We start from the raw sequence: 18075 nt of genomic DNA on the forward strand, positions 1-18075 counted from the left end.
TTGAGTGAAATACTGCGGGTTTCAATACTTTCGCGTTTCACTACAGTTGTCACCGCTTCTATGTCGTTTATCCGCATTTACCCGTTCCGGGCCGAAATCCCCAAACCTGCCTTGCTGGAGTTCATTGCCCGGACGCCGCCGGACTGCTTTTGTTTCCTGGTAGCCTCCGGCCCCTGGGTGTACGGGCTGTTCCTGTCGGAGGAGGTGGTGGAATATTTTACCAATGAATTTCCCTGCCACCGCTTCGAGATCGTGGCGCCCGAAGAGGTGCGCAAGGCGCGCTTCGGGCACGGCTGCAAGGTGTGGGGCAACGCAGAGCTGCTGACCCTGTAAGGGCGGGGCCGTCCTGGCCGGCGCACTTAGGGTGCGGGCAAAAATACCTTGAACGCCGTGCCCACGCCGGGTTCGCTTTCCGCCAGGATATAGCCTTTATGGTTTTCCACCACCTTGCGGGCAATGGACAGGCCGATGCCGGTGCCCCGGTAAGAGACGTTGCTGTGCAGGCGGGTGAATACATGGAAGATGCGCTCGGCGTCCTTTTGTTCGAAGCCGATGCCGTTGTCGGCCACCTGCAGCACGTAATAAGGTTTTTGCAGGTCGCCCGGCGCCAGGGGCAGGCCGGTTTCGCGGCCGTTGATCCTGCGGCAGCTGATCCGGACTTCCGGGGGTACGCCGGGCTTGCTGTATTTTAACGCGTTGCCGGCCAGGTTCAGGAACAGTTGCTGCAACTGCCGCTTGTGGCCCTGGATGCGGGGCAGCCCATCCACCTGGATGCGGGCCTGTTTTTCTTCTATTTCCAGGTCCAGGTCCTGCAGCACCAGCTGCACCACTTCATCCAGGCCCACTTCGTCGGCCTGGGTAATGCCGCGGTTCACCTGGTAAAAGGTGAGCAGGTCGTCGATGAGGGCGCCCATGCGCTGGGAGGTCAGCCGCATCCGTTCGAACAGCCGCTGGTCCTCCTGGTCGAGCTTGCCGTCGAGGCGCTGCTGCAGGCGGTCGGCAAAGAAATGGATCTTGCGCACCGGCTCCTTCATGTCGTGGGAGGCGGCATAGGCAAACTCTTCCAGGTTGGCATTGGTGCGCTCCAGTTCCCGGTTTTTATTCGCCAGGGCAATGGTGCGCTCCTCCACCATTTGCTGGAGGTTGGCTTCGCTCTCCCGCACTTTTTGCCGCGCCAGCACCTGTTCGGTGACGTCGATGGCCATGTTGAGGATGCCGTAGATCCGGCCGTCGGCATCCCGCAGGGCTTTATAGGAAAAGTTGAAATAAAAAGTCTGCAGCTGGCCGTCCACTTCGATCTCGCCCTTGTCTTCCTTGCCCCAATAGGTTTCGCCGGTGGTGTAGACGTGTTCCAGCAACTGGTGGAACGGCTGTCCTTCCAGCTCGGGCAGGGCTTCCCGGACGGTCTTGTCGATGACCGAAGGGTTTTTGCCCCACAGCCGGATCATGGCGTCATTGGCATACTGGATCCTCATGTCGGGGCCGGTGTACACGGCGGTGGCCACGGCAGCTTCGGAGATGAGGTTGCGGAGGCGTTGCTCGCTTTCCTCCACTTTTTTTCGGGCCACCACCTGCTCGGTGACCTCGCTGGCCACCGCCAGCACGCCTACCGGTTCGGACTGGCCTTCCTCGTAATAAGGCTGGTACACAAAGTTGAAGTACACTTTTTCTTCCCGGCCGTTGCGGATAAACCAGGCGTGGCTTTCCTGGGCGTAGTGGGGCCGGCCTTCCCGGCGGACGCGGTGCAGCAGGTCGGGAAAAACGGTATCGCGGAGCTCGGGCATCGCTTCCAGCACGGTTTTTCCGATAACGGAGCGGTCGCGGCGCCAGATCTCGAGCACGGAATCGTTGGCCAGCTCGATCACCTGTTCGGGCCCCCGGATGATGCAGATGGCCACGGGGGCCTGCATGAACAGGTTGTAGGACTGTTCGGCCAGCCTGATCCGGCCGATCCTTTTTTCGGCCCGCACCTGGTCCGAAACGTCCACGGCGGAATAAATGATGTATTGAACGGCGCCGGTGGCGTCCAGCACCGGTTTAAGGAGGACGGTCCAGTGTTTTTCGGTCAGGCGGCCGTCTTCTTCCACGCGGTCATGGCGGAGCACGGGCAATTGGCACTTGTCTTTCTGGAGCAGCACCTGGTGAATGGCGGCGCGCAGCTTTTCTTCGGGAGGCAGGGAGTAGAGGTCGGGAACGGCGGGAAAGGTTTCGAAAAACTCCTTACCCACCAGGTTTTCGCGGCCCTGGCCGGTAACCTGCACGTAGTCGTCGGTGACGGCCAGGATGGTGAATTGAGGCGCATCGGGCCGGAGAAGGGCGCTGATGCCGGGCATGGCTTCAAAAACTCTGCGTTCCATAGAATAAGGGGTTAGTAACCCCTTGGCAGGGGCGCTGCAAAATTAGGCAGAACCATCCTGTTATTGTTCAGTGTTGCAACATTCATAACAAAGCTTTTTAAAATATATTTTTATTGGCCCACTACCTTGATCAGCGTGCCCTGGGCGAGGCGGTCGGTCAGCGCCATGCCGTTGAGGATGGCGTGTTCTTCCAGCCGCTTGTCCGAAATGCCGTATTGCCGCAGCACCTGCTCCAGGGTGGCCGAAGCGGAAACGGTTTTGATGCGGATGCGTTCGGGCTTACGGTTGATCTTCGCCGCATCGGTCAGCTGCCGGAAGTTTTGCATCGTACTGGTGAACTGGGGCTGGTAGGCGGGGAAGTCGGCCAGGGTGGAAACGCCCAGCAGGTGGTAGATGACCCCGCCATACTGGATGAGGTAGGACAAAGTCCGGAGGGCCGGCTGTTGTTGCTGCTGCTGCTGTTGCTGCGCCTGCTGATCGGCGACCAGCACCAGGGCCGGCAGCCCGTTGACGGTGGTTTCCCTGGATTCCACGGCCTGCAGGCTGTTTTGCTGCAGCAGGGCCGTGGCGGCTTCCTGCAGGCTCTTGCCCTGGGCCAGCGTCAGGTACAACAGGGCCTTGCCGTCCGCAGGCGCCATCTGTACCCGTTGCGGGGTATTCTGGAGGGCCCAGCCGGAGGGCGTGGGAAACTGGAATTTGAGGGTAGGGTGGTAAAAGACGCCGGCTTCCACGAAACCTTCCCGCGGGTCCTCGCCGTATACCAGTCCTTCGATCCGCTTCAGGTAGGCGTCCCGGGCTACTTTGGGCGCGGCCAGTTGGGCCTTTTGCTGCCATTCGGTGGCCAGCTGGTCCACCGTCTGGTTGCGTTCGCCGGGGTCGGGGTGGGTAGAGAGGAAGGGCGGCAGTTCTTCGGAGCCGCTTTGCGCACTCTGGCGTTTCAGGGTGTTGAAGAAGTGGGCCATCTGGTGGGCGTCGTAGCCTATTTTGGTGGAGTATTCCACGCCCAGGCGGTCGGACTCCCGCTCGTCGTCGCGGCCGAACTTCAGCAACAGCAGTCCCAGTCCCTGGGAAGCGCTTTCGGCAAACTGGGCGAGGTTGGGGGCCACGATCACCCCGGCGATGATGCCCAGCTGCCCCAGCAGGGCATTGCGCTGCTGGGCCACGGAATGACGGGCCGCCACGTGGCCGATCTCGTGGCCGAGTACGCCGGCGAATTCGGCTTCGTTGTTGAAATGCGCCATGATGCCCCGGGTAAAGTACACATAGCCGCCCGGCAGGGCAAAGGCGTTCAGCACGTCGGAGTTGACGATCCTGAATTGGTAGTCCAGGTTCGGGCGGTGCGAGACGGCCGCCATGGCCTTGCCTTTCTGGGTGATGAAATCCTGCAGCGCCTGGTCTTCGTACAGGCCGAACTGCGCCACGATCTGCGGGTCGGCTTCCTTGCCCATGGCGAGTTCCTGGGCTTCCGACATCAGCACCACTTCGCGCTTGCCCGTCACCGGGTTGCGGGCACAATCAGAAAAAAGAAACAGGACAGCTATGCCGGTAAGAACCATGCTTTTCATGCGGAAAGATTTGAAGGTAAAGGGTCAATAACTATTATCTATTGTCCATTGTCTATTGACTGTTCGCCCCGGCGCATTCCACCGGCTCGAGCAGGCGGCTTTCGGAGAAGGTCAGGGCGGCGTGGTTGGCAAACACCGTTTTGCCCATACGGTTTTCGGTGGCGCCGGAGCCTTCCAGCAGCCCGGTGCCTTTGCGCAGGAAGGCCACCTCCCGTACGCCGGCCTGGCCGCCGGCCTTAAAGGTGTATTCGGCGAACAGGGTGTCGCCCCGGGTTTCGCCGGTAAAAAAGCCGCCCTGGCTTTCCCGGGCAGGATGGTCGTACAGCAGGGTGCCCTTGATGCCGCTGTCGGCAATGAACAGTTGCATACGGATGCTGTCGCCGCCGCTGGCGAAGCGGTAGCAGGTGGCATACTTGGTTTCCTTGTTTTTCCCGTTGGGGGCCGTTCCGGCCACGGGGCGGTTGCCGCAGGCGGCCAGCGCCGCCGTCAGCAGGAGGGTGCCGATGCATTTATGTACCATAGCTTTCGGTGTTGTGCCCGGCCAGGGTGCCGGGCTTTATCATCGAAAAGGGAATACCGGGCCAGATTTGCCGGCAGGCGAAAAAAAAGAGGGGCGGCGCTCCGCCGCGCGGGGGGATTATCCTTCCTGGGCTTTGGGGACGTGGTCCTCCTGGGTGGAAGCGGCCAGCCGCACGATCACACCTCCCTCGCAGGGCGTAATGTGGAAGCGGTGCCACCGGTGCAGCCAGGGGGAGAAGTAGTCCGCCTGGTGCACGCTTTCCTGGGTGGCCAGGGCGTGGTGGATGCCAAAGTAAAGGGGCGTATCGACGATTTGCGGCACGGCCTCCCACAGGCTTTTTCCCGCCAGTTCGGCGAGGGTGCCGTTCAGGATGGCTTCGGCCTGCTGGTTCAGGAAGGTGACGACCGCCTGCTCGTTGAGCTGGATGCAGGCCTCCTCGATGGTGTCGAGGATCTTCAGCGCCATTTTCTGTTCTTCGCGCACCTTGAATTCACTGGTAAAGTCGTGGGTGATCCAGAGCACGGCGCTGACCTCCTCCTTTTCGTTTTTCACCGGCACCAGCCAGGTTTCAAAGCAGCAGCCATCCTGTTGGGCCTGCTCTGCCGATACATGGACGGTTTCGCCCCGCAGCGCCCGCCGGAATTCGGTGTACGAGGGGTCGGACAGCAGCTGGGGAAACACCTCCAGGATATTTTTGCCGATCACCTGTTCTTTTTTCAGGCCATAGTATTCCTCGCTTTTGCGGTTCCAGTACACGTAGTTCATGTTGCGGTCCAGCACCACGATGCGGTCTACGGTGGCCTGCAGGAGGCTTTCAATAAAGCTGAGGCGCTGGGCCAGGCTTTCTTTCAGCTTCACGTCTTCCGAAACGTCGCGAATGAGCTGGAGCACGCCGGCCACCTCGCCGGTTTCGGTTTTCATGGGCAGCAGGTGCAGGTCGATAAAGCCGCTGGCGGACAGGCTGGCCAGCTGGGTTTCCCGGAAGGTCTTACCCTCCAGGGCTTCCTTCAGGCGGTTGAAGACGCCGGTTTCTTTCAGCTGGGGCAGGATCTCGAACAGGTTGCGGTGCAGCACCTGGGATTTTTTCAGTTTATAAACCGCCTCGCACTGGTGGTTCCAGAAAATGATGTTGTGGTCCGGATCGGTGATCATCACCCGGTCGGGGACGTTTTCGGCCAGCAGTTCGGCCAGCTGCAGGCGATCGGCCAGGTGCCGGTGCTGGCGGTGGGGGGTAGTCACATCCTGGAAGGCGGCGGTGACGATCTTTTTTTCTTCCTGGTCGTGGAGGGCGAAGAGGACTTTTACCCGGATGGTTTCGCCGGTCCGCCACAGGTTGAGCTCAAAGGGGGCCGGGGGCTCTCCCGCCAGCACCTGGTTCAGCTCGTAGGTATAGCGTTCCCGGTCGGTGGGGTGAATAAATTTCAGCAGGAGCTGTTGGTCGGGTTCTACGGCCCCGGGCTTGTAGCCCAGCAGGCGAAACAGGTTGTCGCTCCAGGCCGTGCGGCCGCTTTCGGGAGCCCAGGTCCAGTTGCCCGCCTGGGCCAGGCTTTCGGAATGGTCCTGGGCCAGTTGCAGCAAGTGCAGCTTTTCCTGGAGTTCCCGCAGTTTTTTGTCTGCCACCTTTTCGTGGGTCAGGTCGCGCAGGGTGCCGAAGATCACCAGTTCGGTGCCACCCAGTACTTCCGGTTTACCGGTTTGTTGCAGGAACCGGATCTTGCCGTCGGGCCGCTGGATGCGGAACTCCAGGTCGGGCAGGGTATGTTCGTGCCGCATTTTGCGCAGGGATTCTTCCACCCGGGGCTGGTCGTCGGGGTGCAGGTAGGGCACGAAGGCCTCGAGCCGGGGGGTGATGGACTGGGGCCGCAGGCCGAAGAGGCGGAAACAGTTGTCGGAATACACCGTCTGGCGGGTCAGGGGGTTAAAGAACCAGTGGCCGGCATGGGTGCTTTGGTCGAGGTGGCGCAGCTGCAGGCGCAGAAGGGTTTCGAGGCGGCCGGCCTGCTCCAGCTGCCGGTCGCGTTCTTTTTCTTCCGTGATATCCTGGAGCACGCCCAGCAGGATATATTCTCCCCGGGAACTGAAGCTCCACTGGGTAGTCTGGCGCAGGAGGCGTTCCTGGCCGTCGGCCCGCAGGATGCGGAATTCTACGTGCAGGGGCAGCTGTTGGTTGTAGGCCCGGTTAAAGGCTTCGTTATAAGGCTCCCGGTCGTCGGGGTGGAGGAAGGGCAGGAAGGTGTTGGGGTGGGGGTTCAGGCTCTGGGGCGCCAGGCCAAAGAGGCGAAACACCTGGTCGGAAAAACTTGCTTCGTGGGTGGAGGCGTTGATAAACCAGTTGCCGGTCTGGGCAATGCGTTCCGAAAACAGGAAGCCTTCCCCTTTCAGCTCCTGTGCCTCCTGCTGGCGGCGGCGGGCGTGCCGCTCCTGTTCCGCCTCCATTAGGTCCAGGGTGGGATAGAGGTTCGGGGCTTCGTCGGAAAGGACCACCTGCAGGCCCTGCAGGGTTTTTACTTCGCCATAGGTGGTAATGACGCGGAAGGACAGGTCGACAGGCTTTTTTTCTTCCAGCAGCGGCAGCTTTTTCTTCAGGCCCGGAAGGTCGTCGGGATGAATCAGGGTCTGGGTACCCCGGAATTCCTTTATATGCGACAGGATCACATCGCTGCAGCAAATGGCGGGGGAGGAAAGGTCCCACTGCCAGTCGCCTGTCAGCAGCAGGCTCTTCAAGTCCAGCAACAGCACCACCTTCCGTTCTGCTGCTGCTCCCTCCTCGGGATCGGCCGTGCCGGTCATTGCCTGTGTATCTATCTGGTTCGGATTCATGGTTGTAAAAAGCTAATACCCAGTTGGGTTTCGGTTCTTTTTTACGGGTTCGGGCAGGTGATGGAACGCCTTATAAAGGTAAACCATCAAGGATAGAAAATTAAGCGATAACGGGGGGAATTTCCCCCGTTCTTTATTTCTTCACAGCAAGAATAGTGCACGGTTGAAGGCTGGTTCGGAAAGGATGTGGAAAAATAATCTGCCGGTAGGTTTGCCGTTCATTTTCAATGAAATAGGGTAAATTTATAGGTCCTCCCGGACCGGTTGGGCCTGCTGTGTGCCGGAGCGGATCAGCGGGTATAACTGCTCCGGTTGAAAATCAGCGGGGTAAACCGGGAAAGTTTGATTTTTTTTACTTTATTCGCCCTAAAACTTTTTCACCACCGATTCGATCGTTATGAAAAACGCTTCCGATAACAAAGTACAAAGTCAAGGCGGGCCCTTCCGGCGGGTGCCGGTAGTGGCCATTGGCGCTGCTGCGGATGGTATGGAAGCCCTGACTGACTTCCTGCGCCACTTACCCCTGCGTACGGGCTTTGCCTACCTGTTCCTGCAGGCGTCCGAAGCCGGCGGGGACGGCCGCCTGTCCGAAACCGTTACCAAACTGACGGAAATGCCGGTGGTGGAGCCGGAGGCGCCGGCCCGCCTGGAACCCGACCGCCTGTACGTGCTGCCCGCCGATAAGGCAGTGCGGATAACCGCCGGGACCCTGCACCTGGAGCCGGTGTCTGAGCCGGATGCCGCCCAGTTGCCCGTGGACCGTATGTTTGCCGCCGTGGCCGAATCCTTCCGGGAATCGGCGGTGGCTGTCGTGCTTTCCGGGCCCGGCGCCGACGGCGCCCTGGGCCTGAAGGCCGTGAAGCTGGCCGGCGGCCTTACTTTTGTCAACGGGAGCCTGGAAGGACTGAAAGCAACCGGCAGGGTGGGCGGCGAAGGCCTGGCCGACCTGGCGCTGCCGCCGGGCGATATCGCCGAGGAGCTGGGAAAGATCGGCCGCCATAAAGAGCTCTACAACTGGGTGTTCGAGCAGGGCGCCGAAAACGCCATCAGCAACACCGACGAAGACCTGGCCGGCCTGCTCCAGTTGCTGAAGAAATCCACCGGTGTGGATTTCAGCCAGTACAAAATGAGCACCATCAAGCGGCGCATCATCCGCCGCATGATGCTGTTCAAACAGGATACCCTGAAGGATTATACCCAGTTCATCCGCCGCAATACCAACGAGGTGAGCCTGCTGTACCAGGACCTGCTGATCAATGTGACCACCTTTTTCCGCGACCGCGAAGCCACCGAATACCTGCGCAGCACGGTGCTGCCGCGGATCATCCAGTCCAAGGGCGTCAACGACCCCATCCGCATCTGGGTGCCGGCTTGCTCCACCGGCCAGGAAGCCTATTCGCTGGCCATGCTGGTGATGGAAGTGCTGGGCGAGAATATCAACAACATACCGGTGCAAATCTTTGCTACCGACCTGAGCGAAAATGCCATTAACAAGGCCCGCCTGGGCATGTACAGCAAGATGGATGTGCTGGAAGTGTCGGCCAAACGGCTGCAGCGTTTTTTTACCAAGATGGACGGCAGCTACCGCATCGTCAAAAGCATCCGCGACCTCTGCGTGTTTGCTACCCATAACATTGCCAAGGACCCTCCCTTTTCGCGCCTCGATATCATCAGCTGCTGCAACCTGATGATCTACCTGGAAAACCAGTTGCAGAAACGGATTGTTGCCACCTTCCACTACGCGCTGAAAAGCAATGGCTACCTCATCCTGGGTAAGTCCGAGACTGTAGGGACGGCCACCTACCTGTTTGCGCAGCCGGATAAGAAATACAAGGTATATTCCAAGAAAAAGGATGCCACCGCCAAGGCCCTGTTCGAAATGAACGTTCGTACCGCCGAGGCAGAGCGCAGCGGGATGCTGGCCCGCCGCGACCTGGTTCAGCGGCCCAAGACCGACGAGCCCGATATCGACCGGGTGGTGGATGCCATGCTGCTGAAAAAATACACGCCCGCTTCGGTGATCGTGAACCAGGACCTGGACATTGTGCAATTCCGGGGCTCTACGGGCCTGTACCTCGAGCCCTCACCCGGCAAGGCCAGCCTGAACCTGATGAAAATGGCCCGCCCGGGCCTGGGCTTCGAACTGCGCAACATCGTGCACAAGGCCCAGAAGTCGGGCGAGCCGGCCCGCAAATCGCGGCTCGATATCCAGCTGGGTGCGAAGCATACCCAGATCGCCATTGAGGCCATTCCGCTGCGCGGCGAGTCGCCCGAGGAATACTTCCTGGTAGTGTTTGAAGAATTGCCCCCGCCGGCCGAAGAAAAGGAACTGGGCTCTTCCCGGGACCGCCGGGCCAAGCAGCTGGAGGCCGAGCTGACCGCCCTGCGCGAGGACATGCGCTCCATCCTGGAGGCCCAGGAAGCGGCTAACGAGGAGCTGCAGTCGGCCAACGAAGAGATCGTTTCCAGCAACGAGGAGCTGCAAAGCATCAACGAAGAGCTGGAAACTTCCAAGGAAGAGATCGAGTCGTCCAACGAAGAGCTTATTACCATCAACCAGGAGCTGCAGGTGCGCAACGAGCAGCTGGCCGAAGCCCTGGAATATTCCGAAGCGGTATTCACCACCATCCGCGAAAGCCTGCTGATCCTGGACAAGGACCTGCAGGTGAAGACCGCCAACCAGGCCTTTTACCGCACCTTCCTCATGCGCGAGGAGGAAACGGAAGGGCGCCTGCTCTACGAGCTCGGCAACGGCCAGTGGAACATCCCGAAGCTGAAGGAGTTGCTGGAGCGCATCATCCCGCAGAATAGCATCTTCCACGGTTACGAGATCACCCACAACTTCACCGGGTTGGGGGAAAAGGTGATGCTGCTGAATGCCCGCCGCATTATCCAGAAAACGAGGGGCGAGGAGCTGACACTGCTGGCCATCGAAGATATTACCGAGCACCGGCGGGCGCAGAGTCTGCTGTTCGAGCGGGAGGCCTGGTTCCACAACATGACCGACAACGCCCCGGTGATGATCTGGGTGGTGGATACCAACAAGTTCAGTTCGTTTTTCAACAAGGCCTGGCTGGAGTTCCGGGGCCTGCGCCTGGAAGAGGCCATCGGCAAAAGCTGGATCGAAGGGGTGCACCCGGCCGACCTGGACCGCTGTGTGGCGACCTTCGATACCTGCTTTGCGGCCCGCCAGCCCTTTGAGCTGAAATACCGGGTACAGCGCTACGACGACGTCTATCGCTGGGTGCTGAACCGCTCAAAGCCCAACATCGCCCCTGACGGCCGTTTCATCGGCTATATCGGCACGTGTGTGGAGATCCATGAGCAGGATGGCGAGAAGGGAATTGGTTAATTGGGAATGGGGAATTAGGGAGGGGACTTCCCTAATTCCCCATTCCCCGTTTACCCCGTTTCTTCCATGCCCTTGGTGTCGAACAGGAGTTGTTTCAGGCGGTCGATGTGCAGTTCGAGGCTGACCGCCCTGGAGCTTTTCTGGGCGGCGGTTTTACTCCATCCCTTGCTGTGTTCTTCGGCCGACATTTTCTCCAGCAGGCTTTTGCGTTCCTCCATCATGCGGAGGGCTACCCACAGGGTTTCTTCCAGCGCCTCGTTTTGCTTCAGCAGCAGTTCCGCCTGGGTATACGCATGCCCTGTATAGCAGCGGTAGCGGGTAATATTCCCCTCTTTAATTTCCCAGAGCCCCCCGCCGCAGTCGGGGCAGACAAAGCCGCTTTTTTCGCCCAGGTCCTTGATCGTGTCCATGCCCAGGGCCACCCGTTCCGCAATGGCGGCTTCGGCGGCCACATCCGCGGGCACCTGGTGGCGGGGCTGCACGCCGTTCCGGGTCTTTTCCAGCAATACGGCCCCCATATCGGCCAGGGAAATGCAGTAGTCCACTTCCATGCTGTTCAGTACCGACAGGGGCATGTCGGGGTATTCCGCTTCGTTGGGGTCCTGTACGATGCAGGTGCCGCCGCAGCGTTTCACGGCCAGCATGCCCGCCGTGCCGTCCTGCAGCATGCCGGTCATGATGATGCCGATCACCCGGCTGTTGTAGGCGGCGGCCGCCGAGCGGAACAGCACGTCGATGGAGGGGCGCCAGCGGTTTTCGGGCGGCCCCTGTCCCAGGCGGACCCGGCCGTTTTGAACGATCAGGTGCTGGTCGGGAACGGCCATATACAGGTAGTGTTTCCGGATGGGTTCATCCTGAACGGCCAGCTTGCAGGTGTAGGAGGTCTGTCGCTGCAGGCGCTGCACCAGCACATCGCCCAGGGAAACCTGCGAGAGGTGCAGCACTACAAACACCGCCGCATCCACCTCTTTGGTCAGTTGCAGGCAAAGCTCCACTACGGAGTTCAGGCCACCAGCGGAGGCCCCTACCACTACAATGTACTTGGGTTCATCGACTTTTATGTTCATGCCCGGTAATGGCGCAATGAACATGCCTAAGAGTTGCAGGGCCCTGAAAGGAAAGAAATAGGGGGCACTTTATTTGTAACAGATAACAGATTGGGTGTGCCAACCACCCTGTAAATTGCTGGGAATGGAAAAAAGGGATATTGTTGTTATCGGCGGTTCGGCGGGAAGTGTTCCGGCACTCATAGAGGTGGTAAAAGTGTTGCCGGCAGGGCTACAAGCGGCGATATTGATCGTCATGCACGTTTCGCCGAATGTACCCAGCCTGCTGCCGCAGATTCTTTCCAGGGCAGGTACGTTGCCGGCAGCCCATGCCCGCGATGGCGACCTGATGGAAACCGGCCGGATCTATATTGCCCCGCCCGACCGGCACTTATTGCTGGAAAGCAACCAGGTGCTGGTCAAAAAAGGGCCGAAGGAAAACCGGTTCCGTCCTTCCATTGACGCCTTGTTCCGGTCGGCGGCCTACTCCTATGGCGCCCGGGTGATCGGCGTGGTGCTTTCGGGCCTGCTCGACGACGGCACTTCCGGCCTGTGGGCGGTCAAGCGTATGGGGGGCTTAAGTGTGGTTCAGGAGCCCGAAGAGGCCCTTTGTGCCAGTATGCCTTCCAATGTGCTGGAATACGTGGAGGTAGACTACACGCTGCCTTCCGCGGAGATCGGTCGCCTGCTGCCCCGGCTTACCGGGGAGGAGGGAAGGCTGGAGTCCCAGCCGCTGCAGGAGGAGCTGAAAAGGCTGGAAACCGAAATTAAAATTGCTGCACAACAAAATGCTTTTGATATGGGTATTCTGAACCTGGGTCGCCCCGCTCCGTTGACCTGCCCGGAATGTCACGGAGCCCTGGTGGAACTGACAGAGGGCAATCTCACCCGTTACCGTTGCCATACCGGGCATTCGTTTACGCAGAGCTCCCTGCTTTCGGGGGTGTATTAAACCGTGGAGGAAAGTATGTGGCAGGCCGTCCGGGGGTTGGAGGAAGTGGTCATGCTGCTGCAGGAAACGGCCCGGCAATTCGAGCGGGCGGGAAATGTTCCTAAATCGCAGGAGTTCCAGCACAAGGCCCAGGATACACAAAAAAAGTCGGTGGCCCTGCGCGAGCAGATCTTCCTGCTCGAACCCGCCAGCCAGAAGTTGAGCAGCAACGGCGATAGCTCGAAGTGAGCAGGAATTAGTTAATTGGTTAATTGGGAATTGGGTGGAACCCACTGTATTTTATACCAGCCGGCGCTCCTGCCAAATTACCAATTAGCCAATTAACTAATTACCTCATTCCTTATTTCCCATCCGGCTGCTGCCTGTTTTTCTTGTACAGGGCATCCACTTCTTCTTCGGAATCACTTTTTCCATAAGATTTTGACTCGTAAAACTCCGCCCGGTTGCTGCCCGAGGCGGCATGGCTCTTATTGATGTCCAGGGCGTTGTGAAAGGCGGAGTCCAGGGAGTCGATGGTAGAGCCGGTATCGGTGGCCACGTCGTTGGCGAGCTGGCCGGTGGGCAAATTGCGCCCGCTGTTGACGGCCATCACTTCCTCGGTGGTGATCATATTGTTGCTGGCTTCATCGGTCCGGGCTTCTTCGGCGGCGGCGTTGCCTGGTTGTACGGCCGGGGCGGTTCCGGCGGGGTCATTTTTTTCCGGATGTTTTTGTTGTTGTTTGCGGTTCGCTTCCATAGTTGTAGAATTTAGGAATGGAATAAGAGAACCGATACGAAGATTGTGCCACGCCGGCAGGGTTTGTAGTTTGGTGCACAAACTACAAACTCGTTATATTGCTCATCAGTTTTTCCTTATCGCGGATCGTAAAATATTTACCATTCATTTCGATGGTGCCTTCCTGGATCATTTCGCTGAGGATGCGGAAGGCGGTTTCGTAGGTGGTGCCGGCCACCGAGGCCAGGTCCTGGCGGCTCAGGGCCACGTCGATATGGCCCGATTCGGTGCAGCCGAACTTTTCTTTCAGGCTCAGCAGGGCCTGGGCCACCCTTCCTTTCACCGGCAGGTGCACCAGGTTGCGCATCTTGCGCTCCGACTCTTCCAGTTCGTCCACGCAGTTGACCATCAGCTGGAAGAGGAATTCGTTGTTGACCCTTAGGGTACTGCGGAAAAAGGCCATCTCCAGGAAGCAGGCCTGCACGGGTTCGAGGGCGGTGGCGGAAACCGGGTAGAGGCCGTTGCGGCCCAGGCCGCGGTGGCCCAGGATGTCGCCCTTGCGTACGAAGTGTACGATCATCTCGCGGTCATGCCCCCATTGCTTATGGATCTTTACCAGGCCGTTGTACACGAAATAAATTCCGTTTACGGGTTCCCCTTCCCGGAAGATCTCTTCTCCTTTATTGAACTGGTAGCATTGCCGGTTGCCCGCCAGGGCCGGCAGCCAGTCTTCCAGGCAGGTGGTACATAAGATACAGCTTTTGAGATCGCACTCATGCTTTGTTTTTTTCATGTGAACCGCGGTTTGGTGACGGGCTGCAATATTAACGGGAAATCCTGAAAGGCAGCTCCTAACAGAAGTTTAACGGTCGGGCTTATGGGGGATTGCGCTTTTACAACGAAATTGAAGAGGTGTAAGCAGTTCCGGTTTTTAACGATACCGGCGCTGGCGACCGGATAAAAGCGAAAGGTTATGAAATGGAAAATTGCCCTGGCCGTGTTGATTCCGTGGATGTTCACAAGCTGCATGAAAAGCCTGGCCAATGAAGATGTGGAAGCTGTAGTGGTACCCGAAGCGTTTAACCACCAGAAGCTGGTAGGCACCTCCGCCCGCGAGTTGCTGACCGATGAAAAGTACACCTCCCTGAAAGTGGAGATCCAGTACATGAATGGCTTTGCGCCCAGCCGGGAAACCCTCCGCAACCTGCATGGCTTTTTAAATAAATACCTGAACAAACCCGGGGGCATTATCATCGTCACCAAAGAAATTAACCCCGAGGCTTTAGGCGCGCTGACCATCGACAAGGTGCGGGCGCTGGAAAAGGATTACCGTACGGTTTATACCACCGGCAAGCAACTATCCCTGTATATCCTTTTTACGGATGGCAGCCATGAAGATAACCGCATATTCGGCTGTGCCTACAACAATACCTCCGCGGTGGTGTTTGGAAAATCGGTCCACGACCGCTCCGGCGATATCGGCCGGCCGCACCGCGCCAAGCTGGAGTCTTCCGTGCTGCTGCACGAAATGGGGCACCTGCTCGGGCTGGTGAACACGGGCTCCGCTACCGTGGACAGCCACCACGACGATGCGCACGCGAAACATTGCACCAACCAACAGTGCCTGATGTATTTTCAAACGGAGATCCGGGATCCCTTCGACTACCTGCTGCGGGGAAAAATGCCCGAACTCGACTCCGCCTGCGCGGCGGATTTGAGGGCGAATGGAGCGAAGAGATAGTTCCTGAGTTCCTGAGTTCCTGAGTTAATCGTTGTCCTATTCGGAGTTACGCTAACTCAGGAACTCGGGAACTCAGGAACTTGTATAGGAGAGCAGCTTTTCCCTGCTCTTAATGATAACGTTCTTACCCGAGAGGCCGATGGCGTCTTCCTGGACGAGGTCGTTGATGATGCGGAAGACCGTTTCGTAGGTGGTGCCGACGTAGGAGGCGAGGTCCTGGCGGCTCAGGGAGATGCCCAGGGCGCCGGAGGCATCGGTGCCGAACTTTTCCTGCAGGCGGAGCAGCGCCAGTGATACCCGCCCCTTTACCGGCATGTGGGCCAGGTTGCGCATTTTGCGTTCCGACTCTTTCAGTTCATCGGCAAAGAAGAGCAGCAGCTGGTATAAAAAAGCCTGGTTCACCTGCAGGGAGCTTTGAAAGAACTCCAGGTCAAAAAAGCAGACCGTGGTGGTTTCCAGCGCCGTGGCCGATACGGGAAATACCAGCTCGGTACCCAGGCCGCGGTGGCCGACAATATCCCCCTTTTTGGCAAAGCGCACGATCAGTTCCTTGTCGCTGCCCCACTGCTTGTGCACTTTTACCGTGCCCGAATACACGAAGTACACGCCGTTGACGGGATCCCCTTCTTTAAATAACAGCTCGCCCTTCGTATACTGGAAATTTTGCCGGTGGGCGTCTACCGCGGGTAGCCAGTCCTTGATGGAGGTTCTGCAGAGAAAGCAGCTTTGCAGGTCGCAACTGCTTTTACATTTCTTCATAGCCGGTGAATGATTGTTGCAAATAAGCCTGCAATATTAGGAGGAATAATCAAGACGGGCGCCGCTTTGCGCCGATGATTTGCCGCTTTGGTCCAAAAAGACGCGCGGCGCTTTTATTGAAAATATTCTGAAAATAAATATTTATTGTTCAGTTGGCGGTTTGGATGCAGTGCGGGCGGGCGTTTGCCAGGGATTATATGAATTATAAATAAATAAATATAACGGCGGTCATAATTTTTTGGTCATTACTGTTGAGAAAAGCTCTACTTTTATGTCGCAGATCATTGAAACGGTAGCTGATAAGGGATAAATAAGGGAGTGTGTATTATATGTAATAAAATAACATTCGTTTACGATTTCCTTTAAAGTGTCAAAAGCGGAAGGTTTGAGGAAGGGGTGGGCTGAGAACGTTTGTATAGAATAAATGCTAATGTTTTGGTCCGTGCGGAGGGGGATGGTCCATGACCTTACCGGATAACTAAAAGTAGTTACAAAAAAGCCCCGGAAGATGGCGGTCTTGCCAGGGCGGTAGTTCTAATATCAATTCAACTTTAAAACCAGAACAAAATTATGAAGAAAAGCGTAGTGATCACGGCCGTTATGGGGATGGGTATCCTGGCCGGCAAACCTTTCGAAAGCGCGGCTCAGTTCTCTCTGAACGGTCAACTGCGTACCCGTACCGAAATGCGGGACGGTGTCGGTACCCTGAATGCCAAAGGCGCCAAGCCGGCCTATTTTACTTCCCAGCGCACCCGCCTGAACTTCGGGTACAAATGGGATCGCCTCAACTTCAACTTCGGCCTGCAGGATGTACGGGTGTGGGGCCAGGATGCTTCCACCATCAATAATGCCGATGGCGGTCGCCTGATGGTGCACGAAGCCAATGCCGAACTCACCCTGATGAATGTGGCCGATACTACCATCAAAACAAAACTGATCGATAACCTGGCCCTGAAGATCGGCCGTCAATACCTGGTCTATGATGATGCCCGCCTGCTGGGCGACCTGGACTGGTTGCAGCAAGGCCGCCGCCACGATGCGGCTGTGCTGAAAGCGATGCACAAAGGCTGGCAGGTGGACCTGGGCGCCGGCTTCAACCAGAATGCCGATGCCTTTGGAACGGCCGGTACCAGCTATGTTCCCGGAAACGTGCCGGCTTATGTCACCAACTCCAATGGCGTGCTGGTAGCGGCCCCGGCCGGCCTGCTGCCCTTGTCGCCGGGCGGTGCGGTGGGCGCCAGCAGCAGCAAAGGCGGCGCCCCGGTGCTGGCCAACACGGTAAGTACCAACGGCATGAACCAGGCGTATAAATCCATGCAGTTCCTGTACGTCAGCCGCAAGTTTGGCCAGACCAAGGTGTCCGGACTGGTATTCAAGGATGATTTTGCCAAGTACCGCCTGGATTCCGCAGGCAGCGCCGCCGGCGGTTATGTGTACGGCAGACGCTATGATGTGCAGGGCGTAAACAGCCGCTTTACCTACGGGCTGATGGCAACCGGTACGATCGGCAATGCTTCCGGTTTAAAGAAAACATGGACGGCCGGCGCCTATTTCCAGTCGGGTAACAACAAGGAAGGCCAGAACCTGAAGACGGCCCATTACACCGCGGCCCTGACCATGCAGAAGGGTAAGTTCAGCTTCGGTCCCGGCTACGACTACCTCTCGGGTAACGACGGCACGGCTCCTTCCGCTACCGACAACCGCTTCGATCCCCTGTACGGTACGCCGCATAAGTTCTGGGGCTTCATGGACTACTACTATGTGGGCACCGGTTCTCCCGCCGGCGGTTTGCAGAATGCGTACATCAAAACCAGGTATACGGCCAAGGACCTCTTCATTACCCTGGATGCCCATCGCTTCGACCTGGCCGACAAAACCATCAACACCCTTTCCTCTAATAAAGCGCAGCTGGATAAGCACCTCGGTTACGAGTTCGACCTGGTGGCGAACTATACCCTCAACAAGTTTACCGAGATCCAGGCAGGTTATTCTTATATGGTGGCCAACAACAGCACCGAGTTTGTCAAAAAAGGCACCATGGATAAGACCAACCAGCGGCCTCAGTGGGCATTCGTGATGATCAACATCCGCCCCGACTTCTTCTTTACCAAGCCCGTGGCCATCCGCCCCTAAGCGGCAAACCAGCTAACTGCAATTTTATTCAGAAGCGCCGGCAGCGGCAACGCTACGGCTGCTTCCTGTCACCCCTATGCCGAAACGACAAGTCTGCATCCCGTTTTAAATCTAT

14 protein-coding genes are annotated in these 18075 nt (G+C 58.0%); 6 read left to right on the forward strand and 8 right to left on the reverse strand.

Translation table 11 applies throughout. From position 1 onward, the window contains the following. Positions 1-60 precede the first annotated feature (60 nt). Positions 61-333, forward strand: a complete 273-nt coding sequence (locus tag V9K67_RS02090; RefSeq protein ID WP_336719735.1) for a hypothetical protein — start codon at positions 61-63, stop codon at positions 331-333. A gap of 26 nt (positions 334-359) precedes the next feature. Here the strand turns inward: V9K67_RS02090 and V9K67_RS02095 are convergent, their stop codons facing one another. The 4 genes from V9K67_RS02095 to V9K67_RS02110 all read right to left on the reverse strand — a co-directional run bounded on the left by V9K67_RS02095 (position 360) and on the right by V9K67_RS02110 (position 7262). Further along, positions 360-2357 (reverse strand): PAS domain-containing sensor histidine kinase, encoded by a 1998-nt coding sequence (locus tag V9K67_RS02095; RefSeq protein WP_336719737.1) that lies wholly within the window; start codon positions 2355-2357, stop codon positions 360-362. A 110-nt stretch (positions 2358-2467) separates the two neighbouring features. Beyond that, entirely contained in the window at positions 2468-3922 is a 1455-nt protein-coding gene (locus tag V9K67_RS02100; protein ID WP_336719738.1) for a M48 family metalloprotease, read from the reverse strand. Positions 3923-3974: 52 nt separating this feature from the next. Next, a complete protein-coding gene (locus V9K67_RS02105; RefSeq protein ID WP_336719739.1) occupies positions 3975-4442 on the reverse strand; it encodes a hypothetical protein in 468 nt (155 codons plus the stop codon). Positions 4443-4559: 117 nt separating this feature from the next. Further along, positions 4560-7262, reverse strand: a complete 2703-nt coding sequence (locus tag V9K67_RS02110) for a PAS domain S-box protein (RefSeq protein ID WP_336719740.1) — start codon at positions 7260-7262, stop codon at positions 4560-4562. A gap of 397 nt (positions 7263-7659) precedes the next feature. Here V9K67_RS02110 and V9K67_RS02115 point away from each other — a divergent pair, with 397 nt between their 5' ends. Then, the gene (locus V9K67_RS02115; RefSeq protein WP_336719742.1) at positions 7660-10614 is read left to right on the forward strand and encodes a CheR family methyltransferase; all 2955 of its coding nucleotides are present in this window, start codon (positions 7660-7662) and stop codon (positions 10612-10614) included. A gap of 50 nt (positions 10615-10664) precedes the next feature. Here V9K67_RS02115 and V9K67_RS02120 read toward each other — a convergent pair whose 3' ends face one another. Beyond that, the gene (locus V9K67_RS02120; protein WP_336719743.1) at positions 10665-11681 is read right to left on the reverse strand and encodes a chemotaxis protein CheB; all 1017 of its coding nucleotides are present in this window, start codon (positions 11679-11681) and stop codon (positions 10665-10667) included. A 124-nt stretch (positions 11682-11805) separates the two neighbouring features. Between V9K67_RS02120 and V9K67_RS02125 the strand changes: the two genes are divergently transcribed. Together V9K67_RS02125 and V9K67_RS02130 are read left to right on the forward strand one after the other, a co-directional pair. Beyond that, on the forward strand, positions 11806-12612 hold the full coding sequence (locus V9K67_RS02125) for a chemotaxis protein CheB (protein WP_336719744.1): 807 nt from the start codon (positions 11806-11808) through the stop codon (positions 12610-12612). A gap of 15 nt (positions 12613-12627) precedes the next feature. Then, positions 12628-12840, forward strand: coding sequence for a hypothetical protein (locus V9K67_RS02130; RefSeq protein WP_336719745.1), 213 nt, complete (start codon positions 12628-12630; stop codon positions 12838-12840). A 112-nt stretch (positions 12841-12952) separates the two neighbouring features. Here the strand turns inward: V9K67_RS02130 and V9K67_RS02135 are convergent, their stop codons facing one another. Together V9K67_RS02135 and V9K67_RS02140 are read right to left on the reverse strand one after the other, a co-directional pair. Then, on the reverse strand, positions 12953-13348 hold the full coding sequence (locus V9K67_RS02135; RefSeq protein WP_336719746.1) for a hypothetical protein: 396 nt from the start codon (positions 13346-13348) through the stop codon (positions 12953-12955). An 82-nt stretch (positions 13349-13430) separates the two neighbouring features. After that, positions 13431-14120, reverse strand: a complete 690-nt coding sequence (locus tag V9K67_RS02140) for a Crp/Fnr family transcriptional regulator (RefSeq protein WP_336719748.1) — start codon at positions 14118-14120, stop codon at positions 13431-13433. Between the two features lie 180 nt (positions 14121-14300). On the opposite strand from V9K67_RS02140, the gene V9K67_RS02145 reads away from it, so the two are divergent. After that, entirely contained in the window at positions 14301-15068 is a 768-nt protein-coding gene (locus V9K67_RS02145; protein WP_336719749.1) for a hypothetical protein, read from the forward strand. Positions 15069-15140: 72 nt separating this feature from the next. Here V9K67_RS02145 and V9K67_RS02150 read toward each other — a convergent pair whose 3' ends face one another. After that, positions 15141-15827 (reverse strand): Crp/Fnr family transcriptional regulator, encoded by a 687-nt coding sequence (locus tag V9K67_RS02150; RefSeq protein WP_336719750.1) that lies wholly within the window; start codon positions 15825-15827, stop codon positions 15141-15143. A 570-nt stretch (positions 15828-16397) separates the two neighbouring features. On the opposite strand from V9K67_RS02150, the gene V9K67_RS02155 reads away from it, so the two are divergent. Further along, positions 16398-17960: an alginate export family protein gene (locus tag V9K67_RS02155; protein WP_336719751.1), complete on the forward strand. Its 1563-nt coding sequence runs from the start codon at positions 16398-16400 to the stop codon at positions 17958-17960. Positions 17961-18075: the final 115 nt, after the last annotated feature.

Origin of the sequence: Huijunlia imazamoxiresistens (genome assembly GCF_037132455.1) — a bacterium.
Classification (GTDB): Bacteria; Bacteroidota; Bacteroidia; order Chitinophagales; family Chitinophagaceae; genus Flavisolibacter; species Flavisolibacter imazamoxiresistens.